The sequence below is a fragment of the Ramlibacter sp. bp-362 genome, assembly GCF_054956735.1.
Genome location: NZ_JBUDXE010000003.1, coordinates 235,747 through 260,505, shown reverse-complemented (window position 1 = coordinate 260,505; position 24,759 = coordinate 235,747). Strand labels below are relative to the sequence as shown.

General features: G+C 69.2%; 20 protein-coding genes. 9 read left to right on the top strand and 11 right to left on the bottom strand.

All coding sequences use genetic code 11. The features are described from left to right. Positions 1–18: 18 nt before the first annotated feature. From ACY0MJ_RS05710 to ACY0MJ_RS05700, 3 genes are read left to right on the top strand one after another with little or no spacing between them, the layout of a single operon-like run. Positions 19–975, top strand: a complete 957-nt coding sequence (locus ACY0MJ_RS05710; RefSeq protein WP_462637361.1) for a lysozyme family protein — start codon at positions 19–21, stop codon at positions 973–975. A gap of 37 nt (positions 976–1,012) precedes the next feature. Continuing rightward, positions 1,013–1,864, top strand: a complete 852-nt coding sequence (locus ACY0MJ_RS05705; RefSeq protein ID WP_462637360.1) for an N-formylglutamate amidohydrolase — start codon at positions 1,013–1,015, stop codon at positions 1,862–1,864. Continuing rightward, positions 1,864–2,982, top strand: a complete 1,119-nt coding sequence (locus ACY0MJ_RS05700; RefSeq protein ID WP_462637359.1) for an NAD(P)/FAD-dependent oxidoreductase — start codon at positions 1,864–1,866, stop codon at positions 2,980–2,982. The genes ACY0MJ_RS05705 and ACY0MJ_RS05700 overlap by 1 nt, the downstream gene beginning before the upstream one ends. On the opposite strand, the gene ACY0MJ_RS05695 is transcribed toward ACY0MJ_RS05700, so the two are convergent. Then, positions 2,960–4,006, bottom strand: a complete 1,047-nt coding sequence (locus ACY0MJ_RS05695; RefSeq protein WP_462637358.1) for a quinone-dependent dihydroorotate dehydrogenase — start codon at positions 4,004–4,006, stop codon at positions 2,960–2,962. The genes ACY0MJ_RS05700 and ACY0MJ_RS05695 overlap by 23 nt on opposite strands. Before the next feature lie 41 nt (positions 4,007–4,047). Between ACY0MJ_RS05695 and rpiA the strand changes: the two genes are divergently transcribed. Then, positions 4,048–4,719 (top strand): ribose-5-phosphate isomerase RpiA, encoded by a 672-nt coding sequence (gene rpiA / locus ACY0MJ_RS05690; RefSeq protein WP_462637357.1) that lies wholly within the window; start codon positions 4,048–4,050, stop codon positions 4,717–4,719. Here rpiA and ACY0MJ_RS05685 read toward each other — a convergent pair. From ACY0MJ_RS05685 to ACY0MJ_RS05660, 6 genes are all read right to left on the bottom strand, one after another. Next, a complete protein-coding gene (locus ACY0MJ_RS05685) occupies positions 4,716–5,366 on the bottom strand; it encodes a glutaredoxin family protein (protein WP_462637356.1) in 651 nt (216 codons plus the stop codon). The two genes, rpiA and ACY0MJ_RS05685, sit on opposite strands and share 4 nt — an antisense overlap. Positions 5,367–5,398: 32 nt before the next feature. Then, positions 5,399–7,420: a M3 family metallopeptidase gene (locus ACY0MJ_RS05680; RefSeq protein WP_462637355.1), complete on the bottom strand. Its 2,022-nt coding sequence runs from the start codon at positions 7,418–7,420 to the stop codon at positions 5,399–5,401. A 77-nt stretch (positions 7,421–7,497) separates the two neighbouring features. Continuing rightward, the gene (locus ACY0MJ_RS05675; protein ID WP_462637354.1) at positions 7,498–8,196 is read right to left on the bottom strand and encodes an ABC transporter ATP-binding protein; all 699 of its coding nucleotides are present in this window, start codon (positions 8,194–8,196) and stop codon (positions 7,498–7,500) included. Then, positions 8,193–10,040: a branched-chain amino acid ABC transporter ATP-binding protein/permease gene (locus ACY0MJ_RS05670; protein ID WP_462637353.1), complete on the bottom strand. Its 1,848-nt coding sequence runs from the start codon at positions 10,038–10,040 to the stop codon at positions 8,193–8,195. The genes ACY0MJ_RS05675 and ACY0MJ_RS05670 overlap by 4 nt, the downstream gene beginning before the upstream one ends. After that, positions 10,037–10,912: a branched-chain amino acid ABC transporter permease gene (locus ACY0MJ_RS05665; protein WP_462637352.1), complete on the bottom strand. Its 876-nt coding sequence runs from the start codon at positions 10,910–10,912 to the stop codon at positions 10,037–10,039. Before ACY0MJ_RS05665 ends, ACY0MJ_RS05670 begins: the two co-directional genes overlap by 4 nt. A gap of 65 nt (positions 10,913–10,977) precedes the next feature. After that, a complete protein-coding gene (locus tag ACY0MJ_RS05660) occupies positions 10,978–12,237 on the bottom strand; it encodes a substrate-binding protein (RefSeq protein ID WP_462637351.1) in 1,260 nt (419 codons plus the stop codon). Between the two features lie 229 nt (positions 12,238–12,466). Between ACY0MJ_RS05660 and ACY0MJ_RS05655 the strand changes: the two genes are divergently transcribed. Next, positions 12,467–12,952, top strand: coding sequence for a MarR family winged helix-turn-helix transcriptional regulator (locus ACY0MJ_RS05655; protein WP_462637350.1), 486 nt, complete (start codon positions 12,467–12,469; stop codon positions 12,950–12,952). A 40-nt stretch (positions 12,953–12,992) separates the two neighbouring features. Here ACY0MJ_RS05655 and folD read toward each other — a convergent pair whose 3' ends face one another. From folD to ACY0MJ_RS05640, 3 genes are all read right to left on the bottom strand, one after another. Further along, positions 12,993–13,844, bottom strand: a complete 852-nt coding sequence (gene folD, locus ACY0MJ_RS05650) for a bifunctional methylenetetrahydrofolate dehydrogenase/methenyltetrahydrofolate cyclohydrolase FolD (protein ID WP_462637349.1) — start codon at positions 13,842–13,844, stop codon at positions 12,993–12,995. A gap of 135 nt (positions 13,845–13,979) precedes the next feature. Then, a complete protein-coding gene (locus ACY0MJ_RS05645) occupies positions 13,980–14,606 on the bottom strand; it encodes a response regulator transcription factor (RefSeq protein ID WP_462637348.1) in 627 nt (208 codons plus the stop codon). Next, positions 14,603–17,140, bottom strand: coding sequence for a PAS domain S-box protein (locus ACY0MJ_RS05640; protein ID WP_462637347.1), 2,538 nt, complete (start codon positions 17,138–17,140; stop codon positions 14,603–14,605). The genes ACY0MJ_RS05645 and ACY0MJ_RS05640 overlap by 4 nt, the downstream gene beginning before the upstream one ends. 182 nt (positions 17,141–17,322) lie before the next feature. On the opposite strand from ACY0MJ_RS05640, the gene aceE reads away from it, so the two are divergent. From aceE to lpdA, 4 genes are read left to right on the top strand one after another with little or no spacing between them, the layout of a single operon-like run. Continuing rightward, positions 17,323–20,028, top strand: a complete 2,706-nt coding sequence (gene aceE, locus ACY0MJ_RS05635) for a pyruvate dehydrogenase (acetyl-transferring), homodimeric type (RefSeq protein ID WP_462637346.1) — start codon at positions 17,323–17,325, stop codon at positions 20,026–20,028. A gap of 60 nt (positions 20,029–20,088) precedes the next feature. Next, positions 20,089–21,726 carry a dihydrolipoyllysine-residue acetyltransferase gene (gene aceF, locus ACY0MJ_RS05630; RefSeq protein WP_462637345.1) on the top strand — a complete coding sequence of 546 codons (1,638 nt, stop codon included), beginning with the start codon at positions 20,089–20,091 and terminating at the stop codon, positions 21,724–21,726. 15 nt (positions 21,727–21,741) lie between these two features. Then, positions 21,742–22,332, top strand: a complete 591-nt coding sequence (locus ACY0MJ_RS05625; protein WP_462637344.1) for an MFS transporter — start codon at positions 21,742–21,744, stop codon at positions 22,330–22,332. Next, complete coding sequence (gene lpdA / locus ACY0MJ_RS05620) at positions 22,329–24,116, top strand: dihydrolipoyl dehydrogenase (RefSeq protein ID WP_462637343.1); 1,788 nt, start codon at positions 22,329–22,331, stop codon at positions 24,114–24,116. Before ACY0MJ_RS05625 ends, lpdA begins: the two co-directional genes overlap by 4 nt. Here lpdA and ACY0MJ_RS05615 read toward each other — a convergent pair. After that, complete coding sequence (locus ACY0MJ_RS05615; protein WP_462637342.1) at positions 24,113–24,679, bottom strand: C40 family peptidase; 567 nt, start codon at positions 24,677–24,679, stop codon at positions 24,113–24,115. The two genes, lpdA and ACY0MJ_RS05615, sit on opposite strands and share 4 nt — an antisense overlap. Positions 24,680–24,759: the final 80 nt, after the last annotated feature.

Here is a 24,759-nt window from a genome sequence, read left to right as displayed (position 1 = left end):
GCTGTCAGACAGCGCAGCATGAGAAAAAGAAGCCGCTTCCAGCCCCGCCCCCGCCACTTCGTCGTCCTGGCCTGCTTCGCGGCCCAGCCGCTGCTGGCGGCCGCCGCGCCGTCGGCGTCCGCCGAGAAGGCCTACTACGACAGCTTGCGCGCGCAACTGAAATGGGTGCCCGTGCAGGTGGACGGGCGCGAGCGGCGGACGCCGGACCCGAAGTCGCGCCTGCTGCTGGCGCGCTCGGCCGCGGAACGCGCGGGCCTGTCCGAAGTGGGACTCGATTTCCGCGACGTCTACGGCGTGATCAATGCCGAGACGAGCTGGGTGCCGCGCACCGGCATGGGACGCAACGGCGTGGCGAGCCACGGCCTGGCGCAGTTCGAGCCGGCGACGGCGCGCGCCCTGGGCGTCGCGAACGCCAACGATCCCGTCGAGGCGGTGCACGCGGCGGCCACGCTGCTGAAGGAAGCGGCGCAGTGGAGCGCGCGACGCATCGCCGGCCTGGGGCTCAGCGGGGCGGACTACGCGAAGCGGCTGCGCGAAGGCGTGTCGATCTACTACAACCTGTCGAGCCGCGCCCGCGAACGCTGGAACGGCACGAGCACCGCGGCGCTGCCCGTGGAGACGCAGCGCCACATCGCGAACGTGCGCGTGGGCGCGCGGCAGGCCGAACTGCTGCAGGGCGGCCGCACCGACCTGCCGGCCGTGGTCGCGCAGGCTGCCGCGGCGGCGAAGACGGCGCCGGCGGTGAAGCTCGCGTCGGCGGGCAAGTCCTCCCCCGCGGCGAAGGTCCTGCTGGCGTCCGCCGAGGGCGCGAAGCCGGCCAGGCCCGTGCCGCTCGGCACGATCGCCTGGTCGGGCCAGGGCGGCGACGCCGACGCGGCCCCGGGCCGGCGCGGCGAGCACGTGGTGTGGTCCGACGGCACCGTCACCCGCGGCAGTGACGGCCGCGTGCGCTGGACCAGCAGCACCCCGGGCTGAACGCTCCCGCCCCGCGCGGCTGGGCGACAATCGCGGGATGTCATCGCTGATCCGCTACATCCCGGGCAGCGCCCCCCTGGTGCTCGATTCGCCGCACAGCGGCGTGGACTATCCCGAAGATTTCCGTCCCGCGGTGGACCTCGCCGTGCTGCGGCGCGCCGAGGACACGCACGTCGAGAAGCTGTACGACTTCGCGCCCTCGCTGGACGTCGCCTGGATCGAGGCGCTGTTCCCGCGCAGCTACCTCGACGCCAACCGCGACCTCACCGAACTGGACGTCGGCCTGCTGGCCGACGACTGGCCCGAGCCGCTCGCGACCGACCCGGTGGTGCTGTCCAAGGTGCGCCTGGGCAAGGGCCTGGTCTGGCGCTGCACCGACGAGGGCCTGCCGATCTACGACCGCCAGCTCACCGCGGGCGAGGTGCGCCAGCGCATCGAACGCTGCTGGCGCCCCTATCATGCGGCCGTCGCGCAGGCCATCGAGGCCGCGCATGCGCGCCACGGCTACAGCATCCACCTGAACTGCCACTCCATGCCGGCCGTGGCGGCCAGCCACGCGACCGAGTTCCCGGGGCTCGTGCACGCCGACTTCGTCATCGGCGACCGCGACGGCACGAGCGCGGCGCCCGCGCTGTCGCAGCTGGTGTGCGAGGTGCTGCGCGGCTTCGGCTACGACGTCGCCTACAACCATCCCTACAAGGGCGTCGAGCTGGTGCGGCGCTACGGCGACCCGGCGCGCCAGCGCCACGGCATCCAGGTCGAGGTGAACCGCAAGCTGTACATGGACGAGGAGACGCTGGAGCCGAACGCCGGTTTCGCGACACTGCGCGGACACCTGCGGCAGCTCGTGCAGCGGCTGCTGGCCACGGACCCGCGGACGCTGGCCTGATGGAGCGGGTCGCCGCCGTCGTGGTCGGCGCCGGGGCCGTGGGCCTGGCGGCGGCGCGGGCGCTGGCGCAGTCCGGCGGCGAAACCATCGTCGTCGAGGCGCAGGACGGCATCGGCCAGGGCGTCAGTTCGCGCAACAGCGAGGTGATCCACGCCGGCCTGTACTACGCGCCGGGTTCGCTGAAGGCCAGGCTCTGCGTGCGTGGCAAGGAGCTGCTGTACGCCCTGTGCGCTTCGCACGGCGTCGACCATCGCCGCTGCGGCAAGCTGACGGTAGCCAACACCGAAGCGGAAGTGCAGGCCCTGCGCGGGCTGCAGGACCGTGCCGCCGCGAATGGCGTGCCCGTGGAGTTCCTGGAAGGCACGCAGGCGCGCGCGCTGGAGCCGGCGCTGCAGTGCATCGCCGCGCTGCATTCGCCCAGCACCGGCATCGTCGACAGCCACGGCTTCATGCTGGCGCTGCAGGGCGACCTGGAGCGCGCCGGCGGCATGGTGGCCTTCGCCACGCAGGCGACCGGCGCGACGCTGGCCGCGCGCGCCGGCGAGCCGCACGTGCTGCGCTTCGCCGACGGCAGCGAGCTCGCCTGCGACCTGCTCGTGAACGCCGCCTCGCTGCATGCCTGCGCGCTGGCGCGGCGCTTCGAAGGCCTGGACGCGCGCTTCGTGCCGCGCGAGTGGTTCGCCAAGGGCAACTACTACGCGCTGTCGGGCCGCTCGCCTTTCACGCACCTGGTCTATCCGGCGCCGGCCGACGCCTGGCTGGGCGTGCACCTCACGCTGGACCTCGGGGGCCAGGCGAAGTTCGGCCCCGACATCGAGTGGCTGGACGTGCGCACGCCCGAGGAGATCGACTACCGCGTGGACCCGGCCCGCGCGGAAGGCTTCTATGCGGAGGTGCGGCGCTACTGGCCGGACCTGCCCGATGGCGCGCTCGCGCCCAGCTACAGCGGCGTGCGCCCCAAGATCCACGGCCCGCACGAGAAGGCGCCGGACTTCCGCATCGACGGCCCGGCGCTGCACGGCGTGCCGGGGCTGGTGAACCTGTTCGGGATCGAGTCGCCGGGCCTCACGAGCGCGCTGGCGATCGCCGAGGAGGTCACGCGCGCGATCGCGCCTTGAAGGCCCGCGCGATCTCGTCCACCAGCGCAGGGCCGCGGTAGATCAGGCCGGTGTAGATCTGCACCACGTCGGCGCCCGCGCGCAGCTTGGACAGCGCATCGTCCGCGCTGAGCACCCCGCCGACACCGATGATGGGAAAGCCGCTGCCCAGCGCGGCGCGCAGCTGCGCGATGACGCAGTTGCTGGCCGCGAGCACCGGGGCGCCGCTCAGGCCGCCGGCCTCCTGCGCATGCGGCAGGCCCTGCACCTGGTCGCGGGCGATCGTGGTGTTGGTGGCGATCACGCCGTCCATGCCGTGGCGGCGCAGGGTCGCCGCGATCACCGCGACCTGCTGCTCGTCGAGGTCGGGCGCGATCTTCACGAACACCGGCACGCGCCGGTTGTGTTCCGCGGCGAGCTGCTCGCGCCGCGCGGCGATCGCCGCGAGCAGGGCGTCCAGCGCCTCGTCGGACTGCAGCGCCCGCAGGTTCTTCGTGTTGGGGCTGGAGATGTTGACGGTGACGTAGTCGGCGTGCGGATAGACGCCGGCCAGGCAGGCCAGATAGTCGCCGGTCGCCTCCTCGATCGGCGTGACGGCGTTCTTGCCGATGTTGAGCCCGAGCAGCCGGCCCTGCTGGCGGAAGCGGGAGCGCTTCACGTTGGCGATGAAGGCATCCAGGCCTTCGTTGTTGAAGCCCAGGCGGTTGATCAGCGCGTTGGCCTGGGGCAGGCGGAACATGCGCGGGCGCGGGTTGCCCGGCTGCGCCCTGGGCGTGACGGTGCCGACCTCGACGAAGCCGAAGCCCATGGCGCCCAGCGCATCGATGCAGCGCGCGTTCTTGTCCAGGCCCGCCGCGAGGCCCACGCGGTTGGGGAAGCGCAGGCCGGCCAGCTCCACCGGGTCCGGCACGAAGCCGTTGCAGTACGCCCATTGCAGGGGCGTGCCCTGGGCGCGCGCCAGCGAGGCGAGCGTCAGCTCGTGCGCGGTTTCCGGGTCCAGCCCGAACAGGAAGGGGCGGGCGAAGGCGTAGGGCAGCAGGGACATCCGATAATTCCGGCTTCGAACAGCAAACCGGGGATTGTCGCGTGACGCAGGATGAACTCAAAGCGCTGGTGGGCCAGGCCGCGCTCCAGTATGTGGTGCCGGGGGAGATCGTCGGGGTCGGCACCGGCTCCACGGTCAACAAGTTCATCGAGGCGCTGGCCACGATGAAGGACAAGGTGCCTGGCGCCGTCTCGAGCTCGAACGCCTCCACCGAGCGCCTGCGGGCGATCGGCATCCGCGTGTTCGACGCCAACGAGGTCGGCGAGCTGGCCGTCTACATCGACGGCGCCGACGAGATCGACGGCCGCGGCCACATGGTCAAGGGCGGGGGCGCCGCGCTCACGCGCGAGAAGATCGTCGCCGCGCAGTCGCGCCGCTTCGTGTGCATCGCCGACGCGTCCAAGCGGGTCGAGGTGCTGGGACGCTTCCCGCTGCCGGTGGAGGTGGTCCCGATGGCGACGCAGCGCATCGTGCGGCAGTTCCGCGCGCTGGGCGGCGCGGCGCAGGTGCGCATGAAGGACGGCCAGCCGCTGGTGACCGACAACGGCCAGCACATCCTCGACGTCACGGGCCTGCAGATCCGCGATCCGCTGGCCTTCGAGAGCGAGGTCAACCAGTGGCCCGGCGTGGTGACGGTGGGCGTGTTCGCGCACCAGAAGGCCGCCGTGTGCCTGCTGGCCACGGCGGCGGGTGTCGAGACGCTGGAGTTCTAGAAGCGGATGCCGGCCGGGTTCGACGGCGGCGGCTCGTCGCTGAACGGGTCGGCCTCGGCTCGCTGCGGCTGGGGCGCCGGAGCCGGACGGGCGCTGGTCGTCGCCGGCTGCGCCGCGGCAACCAGGGGTTGCGGGTCCGGGTTGCGCCAGCTGGCCGGCAGCCGGGACGTCCTGGGATAGCCCGCCGCGTCGAGGTACTGCGACCACTCCAGGTCGGAGAAGCCGCGGATGTGCTGGCCGCCGATGGTCGCGAAGGGCAGGCTGGTCGCGCCCGAGAGCCGCTGCAGTGCCGCCACGTCCTCGGCGGTCGTGATCGTGCGCTCGGTGAAGGGGACGCCGCGCGTCAGCAGCAGGTTGCGGGCCGACAGGCAGGGCGTGCAGTCGGCGCCGGTATAGAGCGTCACCGGGAAGCGGCTGGCGGCGGCGCGGACGTCCGCCGGCAGCGAGGCGGTGGGGCTGCCGCCTCCGCCGCCGGGGAGGGCCAGCGCCGCGGCCGGCGCCGCGCGCGTGTCGGCGGGCGGACGGTCCGAGAAGGTGACGCGTCCGTCCGGGCCGACGATGCGGTAGACCTGTGCCTGGGCCCCGGCGCCCCAGCCTGCGGCGCAGGCCACGAACGCGGCCAGGGCCGCCAGACGGTAAGAACTCATACCCGATCCCCCATGGTCTTTGCCCGATTGTGTCAGGCCATTCCCTGGTGGCGCAACAAGGCGTCGAGGCTCGGCTCGCGGCCCCGGAAGGCCTTGAAGGACTCCATGGCCGGCCGGCTGCCCCCCGCTTCGAGGATGGCCTGCCGGTACTTGCGGCCCGTCTCGACGCTGGGCATCCCGTCGGCGCCCGCGGTCTCCTCGAAGGCGGCGTAGGCGTCGGCGCTGAGCACTTCGGCCCATTTGTAGCTGTAGTAGCCCGCCGCGTACCCACCCGCGAAGATGTGGCTGAAGGTGTGCGCCATGCGGTTGAAGGTCGGCGGGTGCAGGACCGCAACCTCGTCGCGAACCTGTTGCAAAAGGGGCATGAAATCGGCGGCCGGATCGTGTTGCGAATGCAACAACATGTCGAACAGGGCGAACTCGATCTGCCGCAGCGTGGCCAGGCCGCTCTGGAAATTGCGGGCGGCCAGCATCTTGTCGAACAGCTCCCGCGGCAGCGGCGCGCCCGTGTCCACGTGGGCCGTCATGTGCTCCAGCACGCCCCATTCCCAGCAGAAGTTCTCCATGAACTGGCTGGGGAGTTCCACGGCGTCCCACTCGACGCCGCTGATGCCGGAGACGTCGCGCTCGTTCACCTGCGTGAGCATGTGGTGCAGGCCGTGGCCGCATTCGTGGAACAGCGTGATCACGTCGTCGTGCGTCAGCAGCGGCGGCTTGCCGTCGACGCCCTCGGCGAAGTTGCACACCAGGTGCGCCACGGGCGTCTGCAGGCGGCCCGTGTCGGGCCGCAGCCAGCGGGCGCGCACGTCGTCCATCCAGGCGCCGCCGCGCTTGCCGGTGCGCGCCGCCGGGTCCAGGTAGAACTGGCCCACCAGCTGGCCGCCGCGCTCCATGCGGTAGAACTCCACGCCCGGGTTCCACACGGGGGCGTGGTCGCGCCGGATCTCCACCTCGAACAGGGTCTCGACGATCTTGAACAGGCCCGCGAGCACCTTGGGGGCGGTGAAGTACTGCTTGACCTCCTGTTCGCTGAAGGCGTAGCGCGCCTCCTTCAGCTTCTCGCCGATGTACGGCCAGTCCCAGGCCTGCGGGTCGGCGAGGCCCAGGTGCTCCGCGGCGAAGCGGCGCATGTCCTCCAGGTCCTTCTCGGCGTACGGGCGGGCGCGCCGCGCGAGGTCGCGCAGGAACTTCACGACCTCGTCGGGCGAAGCGGCCATCTTGGGCACCACGGACACCTCGGCGAAGTTGGGGTAGCCGAGCAGCTTCGCTTCCTCCTGGCGCAGCGCGAGGATCTCGCGAACGAGGGGCGTGTTGTCGTACTTCGGGTCGCCCTGGTCGCTGGCGCGCGTCACGTAGGCGCGGTACAGGCGCTCGCGCAGCGCGCGATTGCGCCCGAACTGCATCACCGGCAGGTAGCTGGGCATCTTCAGCGTGAGCTTGAAGCCTTCCTTGCCCTCGGCCTGCGCGGCGGCGCGCGCCGCCTGCACCACGTCCGGCGGCACGCCTTCCAGCTCGCCCTCGCTCGCGTAGTACGCGAAGGCGTCCGTCGCGTCGAGCGCGTTCTCGCTGAACTTCTGGCTCAGTTCCGCCTGCCGTTCCTGGATCTGCGCGAAGCGCTCCTTCGCCGCGCCCGTGAGCTCCGCGCCCGAAAGCCGGAAGTTGCGCAGCGCGTTGTGCAGCGCCTGGCGCTGCTCGGGCGAGAGCCCGGCGGGATCGATCGCCTTGTACTTGGCATAGAGCTTCTCGTCGGAGCCCAGGCGCGTCCAGAACTCGGTGACGCGGGGCAGCGCCTCGTTGTAGGCCGCGCGCAGTTCCGGCGTGTCCGCGACGGCGTTCAGGTGGCCGACCACGCCCCAGGCGCGGCCCAGGTTTTCGGTGGCGACATCGAGCACGCGGGCGATCGCGTTCCAGTCGGCGGGAAACGCGGGCTGCGTCACCTCGGCCAGCGCGCGGTCCGCCTGGCCCAGCAGTTCGTCCATCGCCGGCGCCACGTGCTCCGGGCGCACCTGGTCGAACAGCGGGAGGTCGTCGAAATCGAGGAGGGGATTGCTCATCCCGCCCATTTTGCGGCAGTCGCCGGCTCTTCAACGTCCGCCGCGATCGTCATTCGCGATCGCGGCGATGGCTTTCGCTAGACGCCGAGGTAGCGCTGGAGGATCTCCGGCTGCGCCTTGAGCTCGGCGGCCGTGCCTTCGTGGGCCATGTGGCCGTTGTTGATGATGTAGACGCGCTGCGCCAGCGCGAGCGTCGCGGCGAGGTTCTGCTCCACCAGCACGATGGTCTGGCCGGCCTCGGCGAGGTTGCGGCAGGCGGCCATGAGGTCGTGCACGATCACCGGGGCCAGGCCCTCGAAGGGCTCGTCCAGCAGCACGATCTTGGGGTCGCGGATCAGCGCGCGGCCGATGGCGAGCATCTGCTGCTCGCCGCCCGAGAGGTCGGTGCCGCGGCTGGTGCGGCGCTCCTTCAGGCGCGGGAACATCTCGTAGACGCGGGCGATCGGCCAGCGGTTCGGGGCCGTGAGGCCCGCGAGCACCAGGTTCTCCTCGACGCTGAGGCTGCCGAAGATGCGGCGGTCCTCGTGCACGAGCTGCATGCCGGCCTTGGCGATGGCGTGGCTCTTCTTGCCGGCGAGCTCCACGCCATCGAGCATGACGGAGCCGCTGCGGGGCGTCACCACGCCCATCAGGCTCTTGAGCGTGGTGCTCTTGCCGGCGCCGTTGCGCCCGAGCAGGGCCACCACCTCGTTCTTCTTCACGTGCAGCGACACGTCGAAGAGGATGTGGGAGTCCCCGTAGAAGCTGTTGATGCCCTTGACTTCGAGAAGGTTCATGCGACCGCCACCGCTTCGTGCACGCCGCCCAGGTAGGCTTCCTGCACCTGCGCGTTGCCCTTGATTTCCTCCGGGGTGCCCTCGACGAGGATCCGCCCTTCCTGCAGCACCGTGATGCGCTCGGCCAGCTCGAACAGCGCGTCCATGTCGTGGTCGATCACGATCATGGTGCGGCCCTTCGCGATGGACTTCAGCAGCGCCACCGTCTCGACCCGCTCGCTCGGGCTCATGCCGGCCAGCGGCTCGTCGAGCAGCAGCAGCGTGGGCGAGGAGGCGAGGGCGAGGCCGATCTCGAGCCGGCGCTTCTCGCCGTAGGCGAGCTCGGCGACGGGCGCATCGGCGCGATCGGTGAGGTTGACGAGCGCCAGGGTGTGGTCCACCTGTTCGGCGAGGCCGGGGACCTTGTGCACGCCGCGCAGCAGGTCGAGGCGGAACTTGCCGCGCAGTTCGGCCAGCGCCGCGATCGTGACGTTCTGGCGCACGGTGAGCCGGTTGAACAGCTGGTTGACCTGGTAGCTCTTGGTGAGCCCCAGCTGGCAGACGTCGGTGACGCCCATGCCGGTGATGTCGCGGCCCTCGAACACGATCTTGCCGGAGGTCGGCTCGATCTCGCAGGTGAGCATCTTGAAGAAGGTGGACTTGCCGGCGCCATTGGGGCCGATGATCCCGCGCAGTTCGCCCGCGCGGATCGAGAAGTCGATGCCTTCGTTGGCCACGACGCCGCCGAAACGCTTGGTGAGGCCCGTGGCCTGCAGCACGGGGCCCGCGTAGTCGGCGTTGGCATGGTGGGTGCTCCGCGCGACGGTCGCCGGTTTCTGCACCGGGGCCGCGACCGGCGCGGCCTTCGGGGTTGCGCCGGCGGGCTGCTTGCGCCGTCCCGTGGCGAGCGCGAACAGGTCGCGCAGGCCGCCGATGATGCCCTGCCGCAGGAAGCACACCAGCAGCACGAACACCACGCCGAGCACCAGCTTCCAGGTGGCGCCGAGCTTCAGCACCGCCTGCAGGAAGTCCTGCAGGAACAGCCACACGGCCGCGCCCACCAGCGGGCCGATCAGGGTGCCGCGCCCGCCGATGGCCGTCTGCATGATCAGCTGGCCGGAGGTCTCGAACATGAAGGCGTCCGGCGGCATGAAACCCTGCAGCACGCCCAGGAGCCCGCCCGCCAGGCCGGCGTAAGCGGCGGCGATCACGAAGGCCGTGCGCTTGTACGACAGCACGTTGTGGCCGACGGCCGCCGCGCGCAGCGGGTTCTCGCGGATCGCGGCGAACACGGCACCGACCGGCGAGTGCACGATGCGCAGCGCGATCACCAGCCCGACGAAGTAGCAGAACGCGAGGAACGGGTAGAGCGACCAGCCGGAGGCGAAGCGCAGCGTGGTGAAGCCCAGGTTCAGCACCGGCGTCGGCACGCCCGGCAGGCCGTTCTCGCCGCCGGTCCAGTCCGCGAGCGGGTTGAACTCGACGAAGAAGAAGATCTCGGCGATGGCCACCGTGATCATCGCGAAGTAGATGCCGGTGCGCTTCAGCGCCAGCAGGCCGATCAGGTAGCCGACGATCGCGGCGACCACCATGCCGATGATCAGCGCGACGATCACGGAGGGGAAGCCGGCGCGCGTGAGCAGGTAGGCGGCGACGAAGCCGCCGGTGCCGTAGAACGCGGATTGGCCGAAGGACAGCAGGCCCGTGTAGCCGAACAGGATGTCGAAGCCCAGGCCGAACAGGCCCCAGACCAGCACGCGATTGACGGTGTTGGGGGCCGCGCCCAGCGCCGGCAGCACGAAGGGCACGGCGATCAGGCACAGCGCGGCGAGCGCTTCCAGCAGGAGGCGGCGTTTCGGGTTCATTCGCGCCCCCGAACACCGAGCAGGCCGTGCGGTCGCACGAGCAGGACCAGCGTCATGGCGGCGAACAGCATGATGTAGGCGTAGCCGGGATTGACCATGGAAGTGAGGCTGATGATCTCGCCCGCGATCAGGCCGCCCAGCACCGCGCCGGGGAAGGAGCCCACGCCGCCGATCACGACGACCACGAAGGTCTGCACGAGGATCGCTTCGCCGACCTCCGGCGTGAGCGAGACCACGGGTGCGTTGACGATACCGGCGAAGCCGGCGGCCATGGCGCCGATGCCGAAGACGACCATGAAGATGCGGTAGACATTGATGCCCAGCGAGTCGACCATGACGGCGTCGTCGATGCCGGCGCGCACGATCATGCCGAGCCGGGTGCGGTACAGCACGATGTACAGCGCGAGGAGGGCCACGGCGCAGATGCCGACCACCGCCAGGCGGTAGGTCGGATAGACCATGACGCCGAGGTTGGTGATGCCCGTGAACATCGAGGGTGGCGGAACCGTCTTGCTCAGGCTCGCGAAGATGAAGCGCACGGCCTCGACGAACACGATCGCCAGTCCGAAGGTCACGAGCAGCTGGTCTTCCGGTTCCCGCTTGTAGAAGTGGCGGATGATCAGCCGCTCCATCAGGAGGCCCAGCAGCCCGACGAACAGGGTGCCGGCGAGCACGGCGACGATGAAGGAGCCGGTGGCCTGGTAGGCCGCGTAGCCGGCGTAGCCGCCGAGCATGAACATGGCGCCGTGCGCCAGGTTCAGCACGCCCAGCGTGCCGTAGATGATGGTGAGTCCCGAGCTGATCAGCGCGAGCAGCGCGCCGAGCGCGAGGCCGTTGAACAGCTGGGAGAGGAAGTTGGACCAGGTGAGCATGTTGGAGGCAGGCGTGGGCAGCGGGGCGGCCCGTGCCGCCCGCGCTGCCCGGTGTCAAGCGCCGATCAGGTGTACGGGCCGAGCTTGCAGCCGAACTCGTCGGGCTTCTGCATCAGGCCGGCGCCCGGGATGACGTCGACGACCTCCCAGTAGTCTTCCTTGTTGCGCATGGCGCTCGGCTTCTTGCCGCGCACGATGATCACCGGCCGGATCAGCTGGTGGTCTTCGGGACGCCACTGCACCTCGCCCACCACCGAGTTCAGCTTGCGCGGCGACTCGTAGGACTTGATGACGTCGGGCGGATAGAAGGTGCCGGCGTGCTCCACGGCCTCCGCCCAGAGGGCGAATTCCATGTACGCGTTCTCGGCGCCCCATTCGGGCTTGTAGCCGAACTTCTTCTCGAAGGCCTCGACGAACTGCTTGGCGAGCGGGTACTTGTCCTCCAGCGTCCACCAGAAGTCGGTGGCGGCGTACACGCCCTCCGTGATGTCGGCGCCGACCTCGCGCGCCAGGAAGGGGATCTGGTAGGGGATCACCAGCTTCATCTTGGGCAGCAGGCCGAACTGCTTGGCCTGCTGGGTGGACAGCACGGCGTCGTGGCCCCAGTTCACGTTGATCAGGAACTCGGCGCCCGAGTTGGCGATGTTGGTGAGGTAGGAGCTGTAGTCGGGGGCGCCCAGCGGCGAGACCTGGTTGGTCACCATCTGCCAGCCGCCGTTCTTGATCAGGTATTCGCTGACCGACTTGGTGACGGTGTGGCCGTACGTGTAGTCGGGCGTCATGAACGCCATCTTCTTGTTCTTGCCGTAGGCCTTCAGCAGCGCCGGGCCGATGGCGTTGGCCGCCGTCTGCCCGTAGAAGTTCTGGCGCACGCCGTAGCGCACGCAGTCCTTGCCGGTGGTGTCGTTGGAGCCCGAGATGCCGCAGACGAACAGCACCTTCTCGCGCTGCGCCAGCTTGTTCAGCGCCACGGCCACGGCGCTGGAGGTGCCGCCGGTGATCATGATCGCCTTGTTCTCGGTGATGAAGCGCTGCTGCGCCTGCACCGCGTCGTTCGGCTTGGCGGCCGAGTCGGCGACGCCGTATTTCAGCTGCTTGCCCAGCACGCCCTTCTTGGTCTTGGGCGAGATGGCCTTGATCAGCGGATGGCCTTCGTTGATGTGCTCGATCGCGAGCTGGTAGCCCTTGAGCTCGTCCTCGCCCTGCACCGCGTAGGTGCCGGTGCGCGGCACGCTGATGCCGATGAACACCGAGTCGCCCTGGACGCCGGCAGGCCAGGTGCCGATGGGCGGGTGCTGTTCGGCCGCGAAGGCCGGGGAAACCATCCCGGCCGGAAGGGCAATGCCTCCGGCGGCTCCGAGGCCGACGCGAATGAAATCGCGCCGGCTGGGGGTGGAGGAATCAGACGCATGTTTCTTCATCGCGAATCTCCTGGTGTCGACTCCCGCAGACAGATATATCTTGAGCCGATACTTCCGGAGTGTATCGGTGTAAGATATTCCCTTCATCGGCGATAACCCCTATGCGCGGCGAACGGGCCGCTGGAGACCGCAAGTGCAAAGCAGCCCGGCACGCAGCCGGCCTCCCCTGACCGACGGCGACTACGCGAGGCTCGCGGCCTTCCGCCATGCGCTGCGCGCGTTCCTGCGCTTCAGCGACGGCGTCTCCGCGCAGGCGGGGCTCACGGGGACGCACTACCAGGCCCTGCTCATCCTGCGGGCATGGCCTGGGGACGCGCCTTGCACCATCAACGACCTCGCGCAGCAGCTCTTCCTGAAGCACAACAGCACGGTGGGCCTCGTCGACCGCCTGGCCACCGGCGGACTGCTGGTGCGCGAGCCCTCGCAGGTGGACCGGCGCAAGGTCGAACTGCGCCTCACGCCGCGCGGCGCGCGCGCCGTCGCGAAGCTCGCCGAGGCGCACCGCGACGAGCTCGAACAGCTGCGTCCGGTGCTCGAAATTTTTTTCGGCGGCCTGTCGCGTCAGGCCCGTGTCAGCAAGAAGGTGTTGGCGGCGCCGCGCAAGCGCAGCGCCGCCTGAGCGCGCTGCGCCGCGCAAGCGCAGCGCCACCTGAGCGCGTTCAGCCGCCGGCGCGTTCCGCGGCGGCGATGGTGTTCACGAGCAGCATCGCGCGCGTCATCGGGCCGACGCCGCCCGGCACCGGCGTGATCCAGCCGGCGACTTCCTTCACGCCCGCGAAGTCGACGTCGCCGCACAGCTTGCCTTCCTCGTTGCGGTTCATGCCGACGTCGATCACGACGGCGCCCGGCTTGACCATGTCGGCGGTGAGCACGTTGCGCTTGCCGACCGCGGCGACGACCACGTCGGCCTGCAGCGTCAGCGCCTTCAGGTCGCGCGTGCGGCTGTGGCAGATGGTGACGGTGGCATCGCGCGCGAGCAGCATCATCGCCATCGGCTTGCCGACGATGTTGCTGCGGCCGATCACCACCGCGTGCTTGCCCCGCAGGTCGCAGCCGATCGCATCGAGCATCTTCAGGCAGCCGTAGGGCGTGCAGGGCCAGAAGCCCGGCTGGCCGACCATCAGCGCGCCGGCGCTCGCCACGTGGAAGCCGTCGACGTCCTTGGCGGGCGAGATCGCCTCGATCACCTTGTGGCTGTCCATGTGCTTCGGCAGCGGCAGCTGCACCAGGATGCCGTGCACGGAAGCGTCGGCGTTGAGCGCGCGGATGCGTTCGAGCAGGGCGGCTTCGGTCATCGTCGCCGGATGGCGCTCCAGCGTGGCCTTCAGGCCGGTCTGCTCGCTGTCCGCGACCTTGTGCTTCACGTACACCTGGCTCGCCGGGTCCTCGCCGACCAGGAGGATGGCGAGATGCGGCTGGATGCCGCGGGCCTTCAGGGCTTCGGTGCGGCCGGCGACTTCGGCGCGCACCTGCTTCGCAAGCGCGTTGCCGTCGATGAGTTGTGCTGTCATTTTGGGGGGAGGGCTGAGAGAGGAACGCAGAGGACGCAAAGGCTACGCAGAGGACGCAGAAGAAAGCCTTTTCAGGTCTTCTCTGCGTTCTCTGCGTGTCCTCTGCGCCCTCTGCGTTGAAAAGTCTGCGAAGACCTATGCCTTTGGAGGCGTCTGCCCCAGCGCGATCTTCAGCAGGTCGGCGACCGTGTTGGCGTTCAGCTTTTCCATGATGTTGGCGCGGTGCGCCTCCACCGTCTTGATGCTGATGCCCAGGTCGTCGGCGATCTGCTTGTTCAGGCGGCCGGCGACGATGCGTTCGAGCACCTGCGCCTCGCGCGAGGTCAGCTTGGAGAGCAGGGCGTCGCGGCTGGCGGCGCTCTGGTATTCGGCGAAGGTCTCGCGCGCGCGCTCCAGCATGCGCTCGACCAGGCTCACGAGCTCGTCTTCCTTGAAGGGCTTCTGGATGAAGTCCATCGCGCCCTTCTTCATGGTGTTCACCGCCATGGGCACGTCGCCGTGGCCGGTGATGAAGACCACGGGCAGGGGCGACTTGCGCTCCACCAGCCGGTCCTGCAGCTCCAGGCCCGTCATGCCGCCCATGCGGATGTCGACGATCACGCAGGCGACCTCGCGCGGGTCGTAGCGGGCGAGGAAGGACTCGGCGGAGTCGAAGCAGCGGACGCGGTAGTCCTTGCCTTCCAGCAGCCACTGCAGCGAATCGCGCACCGCCTCGTCGTCGTCGACGACGTACACGGTGCCCTTCTTGGGAATCAAGCTCATGCTGTTGTCACCCCCGCGTCCTTGCCTACTATCGGACTTGTAGCACCCGACACCGGTATCCAGAAGGAGAACCGGCAGCCGGTGACCTCGTTGCCATTGTAGATGTTCTCCGCCTGCATCCTTCCCTGGTGCGACTCGACGATCGAGCGGCACAGGTTCAGGCCGATGCCCATGCCTTCGGCCTTGGTGGAGAAGAAGGCTTCGTAGAGGCGTTCCATCACCTCCGGCGCCAGGCCCTGGCCGGAATCGACCACGGAGAATTCCACCACGGGCTGCTCGCCCACCGACTTGGGCAGCACGCGCAGTTCCACGCTGCGCCGCCCCGCGGGGCGCCCCGCCTGCTCGATCGACTCGGCGGCGTTGCGCAGCAGGTTCACCAGCACCTGCTCGATCAGGATCGGGTCCACCATCAGCTGCGGCAGGCGGGCCGCGACGTAGTGCGACAGGCGCACGTTGCGCCGGCGCAGTTCGATCTCGCCGAGTTCCAGCGCCTCGCTCACCATCACGCTCACGTCCGAGAGCGTGCGGTTCGGCTCGCTGCGCTTCACGAAGCTGCGGATGCGCTGGATGATCTGGCCGGCGCGCTGCGCCTGCCGCGCGGTCTTGTCCAGCGCCGCCAGCACGTCGTCGTCGCTGATCTGGCGCCCGCGGATGCGCGACATGAGGCCGTTGCAGTAGTTCGTGATGGCCGTCAGCGGCTGGTTCAGCTCGTGGGCGACGCTCGATGCCATCTCGCCCATGGTGATCAGGCGGCTCGCGGACTGCGCGCGCTCCGCCTGCGCGGCCGCCTCTTCCTCCGCGTTGCGCCGCGTCGTGATGTCGGTGGCGATCACCATCTGGGCCAGGCGGCCGTCCACCCAGTTCAGGTAGCGCGAGCGCACTTCGAGCCACTTGCCCAGCTCGGGCACCAGGATCTCGGCGTTCTCGGAGCTCGCCGACGTGAGCGTGTTGGTCGGCAGGCCGACGAAGGAGTCGACTTCGTCCAGGTGCTCGTCGTTCGTGCGCGCGGCCGGCGACATGCCGGCCTGCGCCACCATCTGCAGGTGGCCCGCGGCGCGGCCGCCGAACCAGAGCCGGTACAGCTTGTTGGCGAACAGCAGTTCCTCGCTGCCCAGCGGCGCCACCGACACCGAGGCGTCGAGCGCCTCCAGCACCGTGGTGAAGCGCTCGTGCGAGGCCTGCAGCTGCTCGCGGATGCGGGTCGGCTCGGTGATGTCGGTCATCGACGTCATCCAGCCGGTCTGGTGGCCCTTGGCGTCCACCAGCGGCGACACGTAGAGGCGCGCGTCGAACAGGCTGCCGTCCTTGCGCTTCACGCGCACCTGGAAGCCGCCCTGGATGGTGCGGCCCTTCAGTTCGTCCTCCAGCCGCGCGGCCAGCAGCTCGCGGTCTTCCTCCGGCCAGTAGGGGAAGGGCGGCGTGCGGCCCACCAGCTCCGCCTCGCTCCATCCCGTCATCTGGCAGAACGCGGCGTTGACGTAGGTGATGCGGCCGTGCAGGTCCAGCGCCCGCATGCCGGTCAGCATGGAGTTCTCCATGGCGCGGCGGAAGTTGGTCTCCGCCATCAGCGCCTGCTGCGCCTGCATGCGCCGGCGCGTGTGGCGCCAGTTGGCGATCAGCATCCACGCCGTCATCGCGGAGAGCGCGCCGACCAGCCAGAACAGGCCGCTGCCGATCACGCCCAGGCCGGTGCGGTAGGCCTGCGCGCGCACGATCAGGCCGTTGCCCACCGGCGAGACCGGCACTTCGTATTCGTTCGGCTGCGCCGCCCAGGGCAGGAACTGCGTCGCCGGGTTGCGGGGCGGCACCGAGGTGCCCGCGAGCACGCGGCCCTTGGCATCGAGCAGGGCGACCGCGTACTTGGCCAGGATCTCGGCCGGCACGCCGTAGCGCAGCAGGCTGTCGATGGAGTATTCGCCCAGGATCACGCCGCCGAACTTGCCCTGCTCGGTGAGCGGCACGTGCAGCTGCAGCAGGCCCGAGCTGTCCGGGCCCGCGACGGGCTGCGAGTAGACCGGCTGCTGCAGGTCGCGCGCCAGGCTGTACATGGTTTCCGTCTCGCCCGGGCGCAGCACCTCGCCCTTGCTGCGCACCTGCGCGACGCTCAGGCTCGGGGCGGCGTAGCTGGCGACGATGCGGCGGCGCTCGTCGATCCAGGTGAGCATGAGCAGCTCGGGGTACTGTGCGATCATCGACTCGGCGCGGCCGACGAACTCCTGCGGGTCCACCTCCTTGTTGGAGATGTCGCGCGCGATACGCATCAGCTGTTCCTGCCGTTCGAGCAGGCGCAGGCGCATCCGCTGCTGGCCGTACTCGACGTCCCGCCGGACCGCCTCCTGCTCGCGGTCCATCTCTTCCAGCCGCAGGTAGGAGAAGGCGGAGACGATCGCGGCGAGGAACAGCAGCACGGCCGCGAGCGGCGCGAGCATCGCGAAGCGGTCCTGCCGGGTGGGCGTCTGCCGGCGCCACCAGTGGCGCCACCAGTCGGGGATGGGGCCTTCGGAGGGCAGCTCCGAAGCGGGAGAGTCATGCATGGGTGGCGTAGTGTAGGTGCGCCCAAGGATGGACCCAAGCGTGGCGCGAAGGTGCCGCCATCGAGGGAAAAATCATATCGTGAAATCGATACGCATAATTTGAAATCGCTTCGGAGTTGTGCGACACTCACCGCGTGCGGCCAGCCCGTACTAAATTCACTCGCACGCATCAAGGAGACAACATGTCCGCACAGCCCGACCGCCTGTTCGGCTCGGCCGCCAACGACGCAGACGCGCAGGAGACGCGCGAATGGGTGGAGGCCCTCGCGGCGGTCATCGACAAGGAAGGCCGCGATCGCGGGCACTTCCTGCTGGAACAGCTGCTCGAGGAGGCGCGCCAGCAAGGCATCGACATGCCGTTCTCGGCCACCACCGGCTACGTGAACACGATCGAGCCGCAGGACGAGGAACGCTGCCCCGGCAACCTGGAGATCGAGGAGCGCCTGCGCGCCTACATGCGCTGGAACGCCATGGCCATGGTCGTCCGCGCGAACCGCCTGCACCCGGAAGATGGCGGCGACCTGGGCGGCCACATCAGCTCCTTCGCCTCGCTGGCCACCATGCTGGGCGCCGGCTTCAACCACTTCTGGCACGCCGAGAGCCCCGACCACGGCGGCGACTGCCTCTATATCCAGGGCCACAGCTCGCCGGGCATCTACGCCCGCGCCTTCCTGGAAGGCCGCCTGACCGAGGAGCAGCTGGTGAACTTCCGCCAGGAGGTCGACGGCCACGGCCTTTCCAGCTACCCGCACCCGAAGCTGATGCCGGACTTCTGGCAGTTCCCGACGGTGTCGATGGGCCTGGGCCCGCTGATGGCGATCTACCAGGCGCGCTTCCTGAAGTACCTGCATGCCCGCGGCATCGCGGACACCTCGAAGCGCAAGGTCTGGGCCTTCCTGGGCGACGGCGAGATGGACGAAGTGGAGTCCATGGGCGCCATCGGGGTGGCCACGCGCGAGAAGCTGGACAACCTGATCTTCGTGGTGAACTGCAACCTGCAGCGCCTGGACGGCCCGGTGCGCGGCAACGGCAAGATCATCCAGGAGCTCGAAGGCGAATTCCGCGGCGCCGGCTGGAACGTGATCAAGCTGATCTGGGGCAGCTACTGGGACCCGCTGCTGGCGCGCGACAAGGAAGGCGTGCTGCGCAAGATCATGATGGACGTGGTCGACGGCGACTACCAGGCCATGAAGGCCAACGACGGCGCCTTCGTGCGCAAGAACTTCTTCGGCCGCGATCCCCGCGCGCTGGAGATGGTCGCCAAGATGAGCGACGAGGACGTGTGGCGCCTGAACCGCGGCGGCCACGACCCGCAGAAGGTCTATGCGGCCTTCCACCGCGCGGCCAACCACAAGGGCCAGCCGACGGTGCTGCTGGTGAAGACCGTCAAGGGCTTCGGCATGGGCAAGGCCGGCGAGGGCAAGAACATCGCCCACCAGGCCAAGAAGCTCGGCGACGAGGACATCCGCGCCTTCCGCGACCGCTTCAACATCCCGATCCCCGACGACAAGCTGGCCGAGCTGCCGTTCTACAAGCCGGCCGACAACACGCCGGAGATGGAGTACCTGCACGCGCGCCGCAAGGCGCTGGGCGGCTACCTGCCCAAGCGCCGCGCGAAGGCCGACGAGCAGCTGCACGTGCCGGGCCTGGACGCCTTCAAGGCCGTGACGGACCCGACGGCCGAGGGCCGCGAGATCTCGACCACCCAGGCCTACGTGCGCTTCCTCACGCAGCTGCTGCGCGACAAGGAGATCGGCCCCCGCGTGGTGCCCATCCTGGTGGACGAGGCGCGCACCTTCGGCATGGAGGGCCTGTTCCGCCAGATCGGCATCTACAACCACGAAGGCCAGAAGTACACGCCGCAGGACCGCGACCAGGTCTCGTACTACAAGGAAGTGCAGAACGGGCAGATCCTGCAGGAAGGCATCAACGAGGCGGGCGGCATGGCCAGCTGGATCGCGGCGGCGACGAGCTACAGCACCAGCAACCGCATCATGATCCCGTTCTACATCTACTACTCGATGTTCGGGCTGCAGCGCGTGGGCGACCTGGTCTGGGCCGCCGGCGACATGCAGGCGCGCGGCTTCCTGCTGGGCGGCACCTCCGGGCGCACCACGCTCAACGGCGAGGGCCTGCAGCACGAGGACGGCCACAGCCACGTGCTGGCGCAGACCATCCCCAACTGCCGCAGCTACGACCCGACGTTCGCGCACGAGGTCGCCGTGATCATGCAGGACGGCCTCAAGCGCATGGTGGAGAAGCAGGAGAACGTCTTCTACTACATCACCCTGCTGAACGAGAACTACGCGATGCCGGGCCTCACCGCCGGCACCGAGGAGCAGATCGTCAAGGGCATGTACCTGTGCAAGGCGGGCGGCGCCGGCAAGGTGCGCGTGCAGCTGCTCGGCTCGGGCACCATCCTGCGCGAGTCGCTGGCCGCGCAGGAGCTGCTGGCCAGGGACTGGGGCGTGAACGCCGACGTGTGGAGCTGCCCGAGCTTCAACGAGCTGGCGCGCGACGGCCTGGACTGCGAGCGCCACAACATGCTGCACCCCACGGCCACGCCGCGCGTGCCCTTCGTGACGCAGCAGCTGGAGAAGCACGGCGGCCCGGTGGTGGCGTCCACCGACTACATCAAGGCCTACGTGGACCAGATCCGCGCCTTCGTGCCGAAGGGCCGCGCGTACAAGGTGCTGGGCACGGACGGCTTCGGCCGCAGCGACTTCCGCAGCAAGCTGCGCGAGCACTTCGAGGTCAACCGCCACTACATCGTGGTGGCGGCGCTCAAGGCGCTGGCGGAAGAGGGCACCGTGCCGGTGGCGAAGGTGGCCGAGGCCATCCACCGCTACGGCATCAAGGCCGACAAGCCCAACCCGCTGCACGCCTGACGCATCCCCAGGCTCCCGACAACGAGAAGGCCCGCGATCGGGCCGCGGAGAACAAGAAACATGGCAATGGTCGAAGTGAAGGTCCCCGACATCGGGGACTTCAAGGAAGTGGCCGTCATCGAACTGCTGGTGAAGCCCGGCGACACCATCGCGGCGGAGCAGTCGCTCGTGACCGTGGAATCGGACAAGGCGTCCATGGAGATCCCGTCCAGCCATGCGGGCGTGGTGAAGGAACTGAAGGTGAAGCTCGGCGACAAGGTCGCCGAGGGAAGCGTGATCGCGGTGGTGGAGGCGCAGGAAGCGGCTTCGGCGGGCAGCCCCGCGCCCCAGGCCGCCCCCGCAGCCTCTCCGGCTCCCGCTCCCTCTCCCGCCCCGGCGGGAGAGGGCCGGGGTGAGGGCGGCGGCCGCGTCGAGGTCAAGGTCCCCGACATCGGTGACTTCAAGGACGTCGCCGTCATCGAACTCCTCGCCAAGCCCGGCGACACCATCAAGGTCGAACAGTCCCTGATCACCGTCGAATCCGACAAGGCCTCGATGGAGATCCCTTCTTCCGCCGCCGGCGTGCTGCAGGAGATGAAGGTGAAGGTCGGCGACAAGGTGAACGTGGGGGACCTGATCGCCGTGCTGCAGGGCAGTGCCGCGGCGGCGCCCAGCCCCTCACCCCAGCCCGCTCCTGCCTCTCCTGCTCCCTCTCCCGCGGCAGCGGCAGAGGGCCGGGGTGAGGGCGGTGGCGTACCGACCCCTCCCCACGACCCCACCGCCCCCTCCACCAACCTCCCGCACGCCTCGCCCTCCGTGCGCAAGTTCGCCCGGGAACTCGGCGTCCCACTGGAGGAAGTGAAGGGCAGCGGCCCCAAGGGCCGCATCACGCAGGAAGACGTCCAGGCCTTCACCAAGTCGGTGATGGCGGGCGCCACGCAGACGCGCGCCGCGGCGGCCAAGGCGCCGGCCGGCGGCGGCGCGGCGCTCGGCCTGCTGCCCTGGCCGCAGGTGGACTTCGCGAAGTTCGGCCCGGTGGAACGCAAGCCGGTGCCGCGCATCAAGAAGATCAGCGCGGCCAACCTGCACCGCAACTGGGTGATGATCCCGCACGTCACCAACCATGACGACGCCGACATCACCGAGCTCGAGGCCTTCCGCGTCCAGCTGAACAAGGAAAACGAGAAGGCCGGCATCAAGATCACGATGCTCGCGTTCCTGGTGAAGGCCTGCGTCGCCGCGCTCAAGAAATATCCCGAGTTCAACAGCTCGCTGGACGGCGAAGAGCTGGTGCACAAGAACTATTGGCATATCGGCTTCGCCGCGGATACGCCGAATGGCCTCATGGTCCCCGTCATCAAGGACGCGGACCGGAAGGGCGTCGTGCAGATCGCGCAGGAGACCGCCGAGCTGGCGAAGAAGGCGCGCGACGGGAAGCTGGGTCCCGCGGACATGAGCGGCGCCACTTTCACGATTTCCTCGCTCGGCGGTATCGGCGGTCGTTACTTCACGCCCATCATCAATGCGCCGGAAGTCGCTATCCTTGGGGTGTCCCGGAGCCAGATGGAGCCCGTGTGGGACGGCAAGCAGTTCCAGCCGAGGCTGATGCTGCCCCTGTCGCTCGCGTGGGACCACCGCGTGGTCGACGGCGCCGCCGCCGCCCGCTTCAACGCCTACCTGGGACAGATCCTGGCGGACTTCCGCCGCGTCCTTCTCTAAGAACAAGAAAGCCCGATGACAACAGTTGTGGTGGTGAAGAAAGCCGGGCAGATCGCGATCGCAGCCGACACGCTGGTGACCTTCGGCGACACCCGCCTCGCGCACCGCTTCGAGGACAACACCAAGATCTTCAAGGTCGACACCGACGACGGCCCGAGCTTCATCGGCATGGCCGGCACGGTCGCGCATTTCCCGGTGCTGCGCAAGGCCATGAGTTCGATGCCGCGCGAGATCCTCAAGCTGGGGAGCAAGGACGAGGTGTTCGACACCTTCACCAAGCTGCACCCCTACCTCAAGGACAACTTCTTCCTGCAGACGAAGGAAGAGGACAGCGACCCGTACGAGTCGAGCCAGTTCAGCGTGGTGATCGCCAACGCGAGCGGCATCTACGGCCTGTACAGCTACCGCGAGGTGTTCGAGTTCAAGGAGTTCTGGGGCATCGGTTCCGGGCGCAGCTTCGCCCTGGGCGCGATGCACGGCGTGTATGCGCGGGCCAAGACCGCGCGTGAAGTGGCGGAAGCCGGCATCGCCGCGGGTTGCGAGTTCGACCGCAACTCCGAGCTGCCCTGCGACATCTTCACCGTGAAAGCGAAAGAAAAACAATGAGTTCCCTGACGGAAGTGAAGGTCCCCGACATCGGGGACTTCAAGGACGTGGCCGTGATCGAGGTGCTGGTGCAGCCCGGCGACACGGTGAAGGTCGAGCAGTCGCTGGTGACGGTGGAAAGCGACAAGGCCTCCATGGAGATCCCGTCCTCGCATGCGGGGGTGGTGAAGGAAGTCCGGGTCAAGCTGGGGGATCGCGTCGCCGAAGGCAGCGTGCTGGTGACGCTGGAGGCTTCGGCTTCGGCGGCCAGCCCCTCACCCCAGCCCGCTCCCGCTCCCTCTCCCGCCCCCGCGGGAGAGGGCCGGGGTGAGGGCGCTGGCGCACCCACCCCTTCCTCCTACAACGCCGGCGTCGACCTCGAATGCGACATGCTGGTCCTCGGCGCCGGCCCCGGCGGCTATTCCGCCGCGTTCCGGTCCGCCGACCTGGGCATGAAGACGGTGATCGTGGAGCGCTACGCCACCCTCGGCGGCGTCTGCCTCAACGTCGGCTGCATCCCGTCCAAGGCGCTGCTGCACGTCGCGGCCGTCATGGACGAAGTGAGCCACTTCGAATCGCTGGGCGTGTCCTTCGGCAAGCCGACGGTCGACCGCGCGAAGCTCAAGGCGCACAAGGACAAGGTGGTGGGCAAGCTCACCGGCGGCCTCGCCGCGATGGCGAAGATGCGCAAGGTGACCGTCGTGCGCGGCACCGGCACCTTCCTCGACCCGCACCACCTGCAGGTGGAAGAGACCACCGGCAGCGGTTCGCAGACGACGGGCAGGAAGCAGGTCATCCGCTTCCGCAACGCGATCATCGCGGCCGGCTCGCAGGCGGTGCGGCTTCCCTTCATGCCGCAGGACCCGCGCGTGGTGGACTCCACCGGCGCGCTGGAACTCGCCACCGACCCGAAGCGCATGCTGATCCTCGGCGGCGGCATCATCGGCCTGGAGATGGGCACCGTGTATTCCACGCTGGGCGCGCGCCTGGACGTGGTGGAGATGCTCGACGGCCTGATGCAGGGCGCCGACCGCGACCTGGTGCGCGTGTGGCAGAAGATGAACGCGCCGCGCTTCGACAACATCATGCTGAAGACGAAGACGGTTGGCGCGGAAGCGACGAAGGACGGCATCCTCGTGCGCTTCGAAGGCGAGCAGGCGCCCAGGGAACCGCAGCTGTACGACCTCGTGCTGCAGGCCGTCGGCCGTTCGCCCAACGGGAAGAAGATCGGCGCCGAGAAGGCCGGCGTGAACGTCAGCGAGCGCGGCTTCATCCCCGTGGACATCCAGATGCGCACCAACGTGCCGCACATCTTCGCCATCGGCGACATCGTGGGCCAGCCGATGCTGGCGCACAAGGCGGTGCACGAGGCGCACGTGGCCGCCGAGGTCGCCGCAGGCGAGAAGGCCGCGTTCAACGCGCGCGTGATCCCCAGCGTCGCCTACACCGACCCCGAGGTCGCGTGGGTCGGCCTCACCGAGGACCAGGCGAAGGCGCAGGGCGTCGCGGTGAAGAAGGGCCTGTTCCCCTGGAGCGCCTCCGGCCGCGCCATCGCCAACACGCGCGACGAGGGCTTCACCAAGCTGCTGTTCGACGCGCAGACGCACCGCATCGTCGGAGGCGGCATCGTCGGCACGCATGCGGGCGACATGATCGGCGAGGTCGCCCTGGCGATCGAGATGGGCGCCGACGAGATCGACATCGGCAAGACCATCCATCCGCACCCCACCCTGGGCGAGAGCATCGGCATGGCCGCGGAAGTCGCGCACGGCACGTGCACCGACGTGCCGCCGCAGAAGCGCTAGTCGTCCTGCGAGATCACCCGCCGCGCGCCGTCGAAGCGCGTGGACCAGTAGGGCACGCCCATGTCCTCCACGCGCACCTGCGCGCCGGGCTTGGGCGAGTGGATGAACTTGTTGTCGCCGATGTAGATGCCCACGTGGCTGAAGGCGCGGCGCAGCGTGTTGAAGAACACCAGGTCGCCCGGCTTCAGGTCCTGCCGGTCGATCTTCTGCGTGGCCGCGGCCTGCTCGTTGGCGCGGCGCGGCAGGATGCGGCCGACCGACTGCTCGTACATCGCCTTCACGAAGCCGCTGCAGTCGAAGCCGGTCTCCGCCGAGTTGCCGCCGCGTCGGTACGGCACGCCCAGGAAGCCCATCGCGGTGACCACGAGCTCGGAGGCGCGGTTCGCCACGCGGTTGGCGCCATCGCTCACCCGGTCGGCCATGTTCAGGCGCACGTCCTCCAGCCGGTCCACCAGCCGCTTTTCGGCCATGAAGCGGCCGATGTCGTCCTCGGCGGACGCGGGCGGCGCCGCGTGCGCCGCCGTGGCGGCCGCGAACGCGATGATGCCGAGCCAGCGGGTCATGGGCGGGCAGCGTAGCCTGCTCCGCCCTCGCAAGTCAAGCGAAGTGTTCATTCCAAGTTCTTGATTCGCTTCGGTTTTGG

What these genes read in the sequence shown, in the direction of transcription:
- ACY0MJ_RS05710 (WP_462637361.1), top strand. Translation starts at nt 19, where the DNA reads ATGAGAAAAAGAAGCCGCTTCCAGCCCCGCCCCCGCCACTTCGTCGTC.
- ACY0MJ_RS05705 (WP_462637360.1), top strand. Translation starts at nt 1,013, where the DNA reads ATGTCATCGCTGATCCGCTACATCCCGGGCAGCGCCCCCCTGGTGCTC.
- ACY0MJ_RS05700 (WP_462637359.1), top strand. Translation starts at nt 1,864, where the DNA reads ATGGAGCGGGTCGCCGCCGTCGTGGTCGGCGCCGGGGCCGTGGGCCTG.
- ACY0MJ_RS05695 (WP_462637358.1), bottom strand. Translation starts at nt 4,006, where the DNA reads ATGTCCCTGCTGCCCTACGCCTTCGCCCGCCCCTTCCTGTTCGGGCTG.
- ACY0MJ_RS05685 (WP_462637356.1), bottom strand. Translation starts at nt 5,366, where the DNA reads ATGAGTTCTTACCGTCTGGCGGCCCTGGCCGCGTTCGTGGCCTGCGCC.
- ACY0MJ_RS05680 (WP_462637355.1), bottom strand. Translation starts at nt 7,420, where the DNA reads ATGAGCAATCCCCTCCTCGATTTCGACGACCTCCCGCTGTTCGACCAG.
- ACY0MJ_RS05675 (WP_462637354.1), bottom strand. Translation starts at nt 8,196, where the DNA reads ATGAACCTTCTCGAAGTCAAGGGCATCAACAGCTTCTACGGGGACTCC.
- ACY0MJ_RS05670 (WP_462637353.1), bottom strand. Translation starts at nt 10,040, where the DNA reads ATGAACCCGAAACGCCGCCTCCTGCTGGAAGCGCTCGCCGCGCTGTGC.
- ACY0MJ_RS05665 (WP_462637352.1), bottom strand. Translation starts at nt 10,912, where the DNA reads ATGCTCACCTGGTCCAACTTCCTCTCCCAGCTGTTCAACGGCCTCGCG.
- ACY0MJ_RS05660 (WP_462637351.1), bottom strand. Translation starts at nt 12,237, where the DNA reads ATGGTTTCCCCGGCCTTCGCGGCCGAACAGCACCCGCCCATCGGCACC.
- folD (WP_462637349.1), bottom strand. Translation starts at nt 13,844, where the DNA reads ATGACAGCACAACTCATCGACGGCAACGCGCTTGCGAAGCAGGTGCGC.
- ACY0MJ_RS05645 (WP_462637348.1), bottom strand. Translation starts at nt 14,606, where the DNA reads ATGAGCTTGATTCCCAAGAAGGGCACCGTGTACGTCGTCGACGACGAC.
- ACY0MJ_RS05640 (WP_462637347.1), bottom strand. Translation starts at nt 17,140, where the DNA reads ATGCATGACTCTCCCGCTTCGGAGCTGCCCTCCGAAGGCCCCATCCCC.
- aceE (WP_462637346.1), top strand. Translation starts at nt 17,323, where the DNA reads ATGTCCGCACAGCCCGACCGCCTGTTCGGCTCGGCCGCCAACGACGCA.
- aceF (WP_462637345.1), top strand. Translation starts at nt 20,089, where the DNA reads ATGGCAATGGTCGAAGTGAAGGTCCCCGACATCGGGGACTTCAAGGAA.
- ACY0MJ_RS05625 (WP_462637344.1), top strand. Translation starts at nt 21,742, where the DNA reads ATGACAACAGTTGTGGTGGTGAAGAAAGCCGGGCAGATCGCGATCGCA.
- lpdA (WP_462637343.1), top strand. Translation starts at nt 22,329, where the DNA reads ATGAGTTCCCTGACGGAAGTGAAGGTCCCCGACATCGGGGACTTCAAG.
- ACY0MJ_RS05615 (WP_462637342.1), bottom strand. Translation starts at nt 24,679, where the DNA reads ATGACCCGCTGGCTCGGCATCATCGCGTTCGCGGCCGCCACGGCGGCG.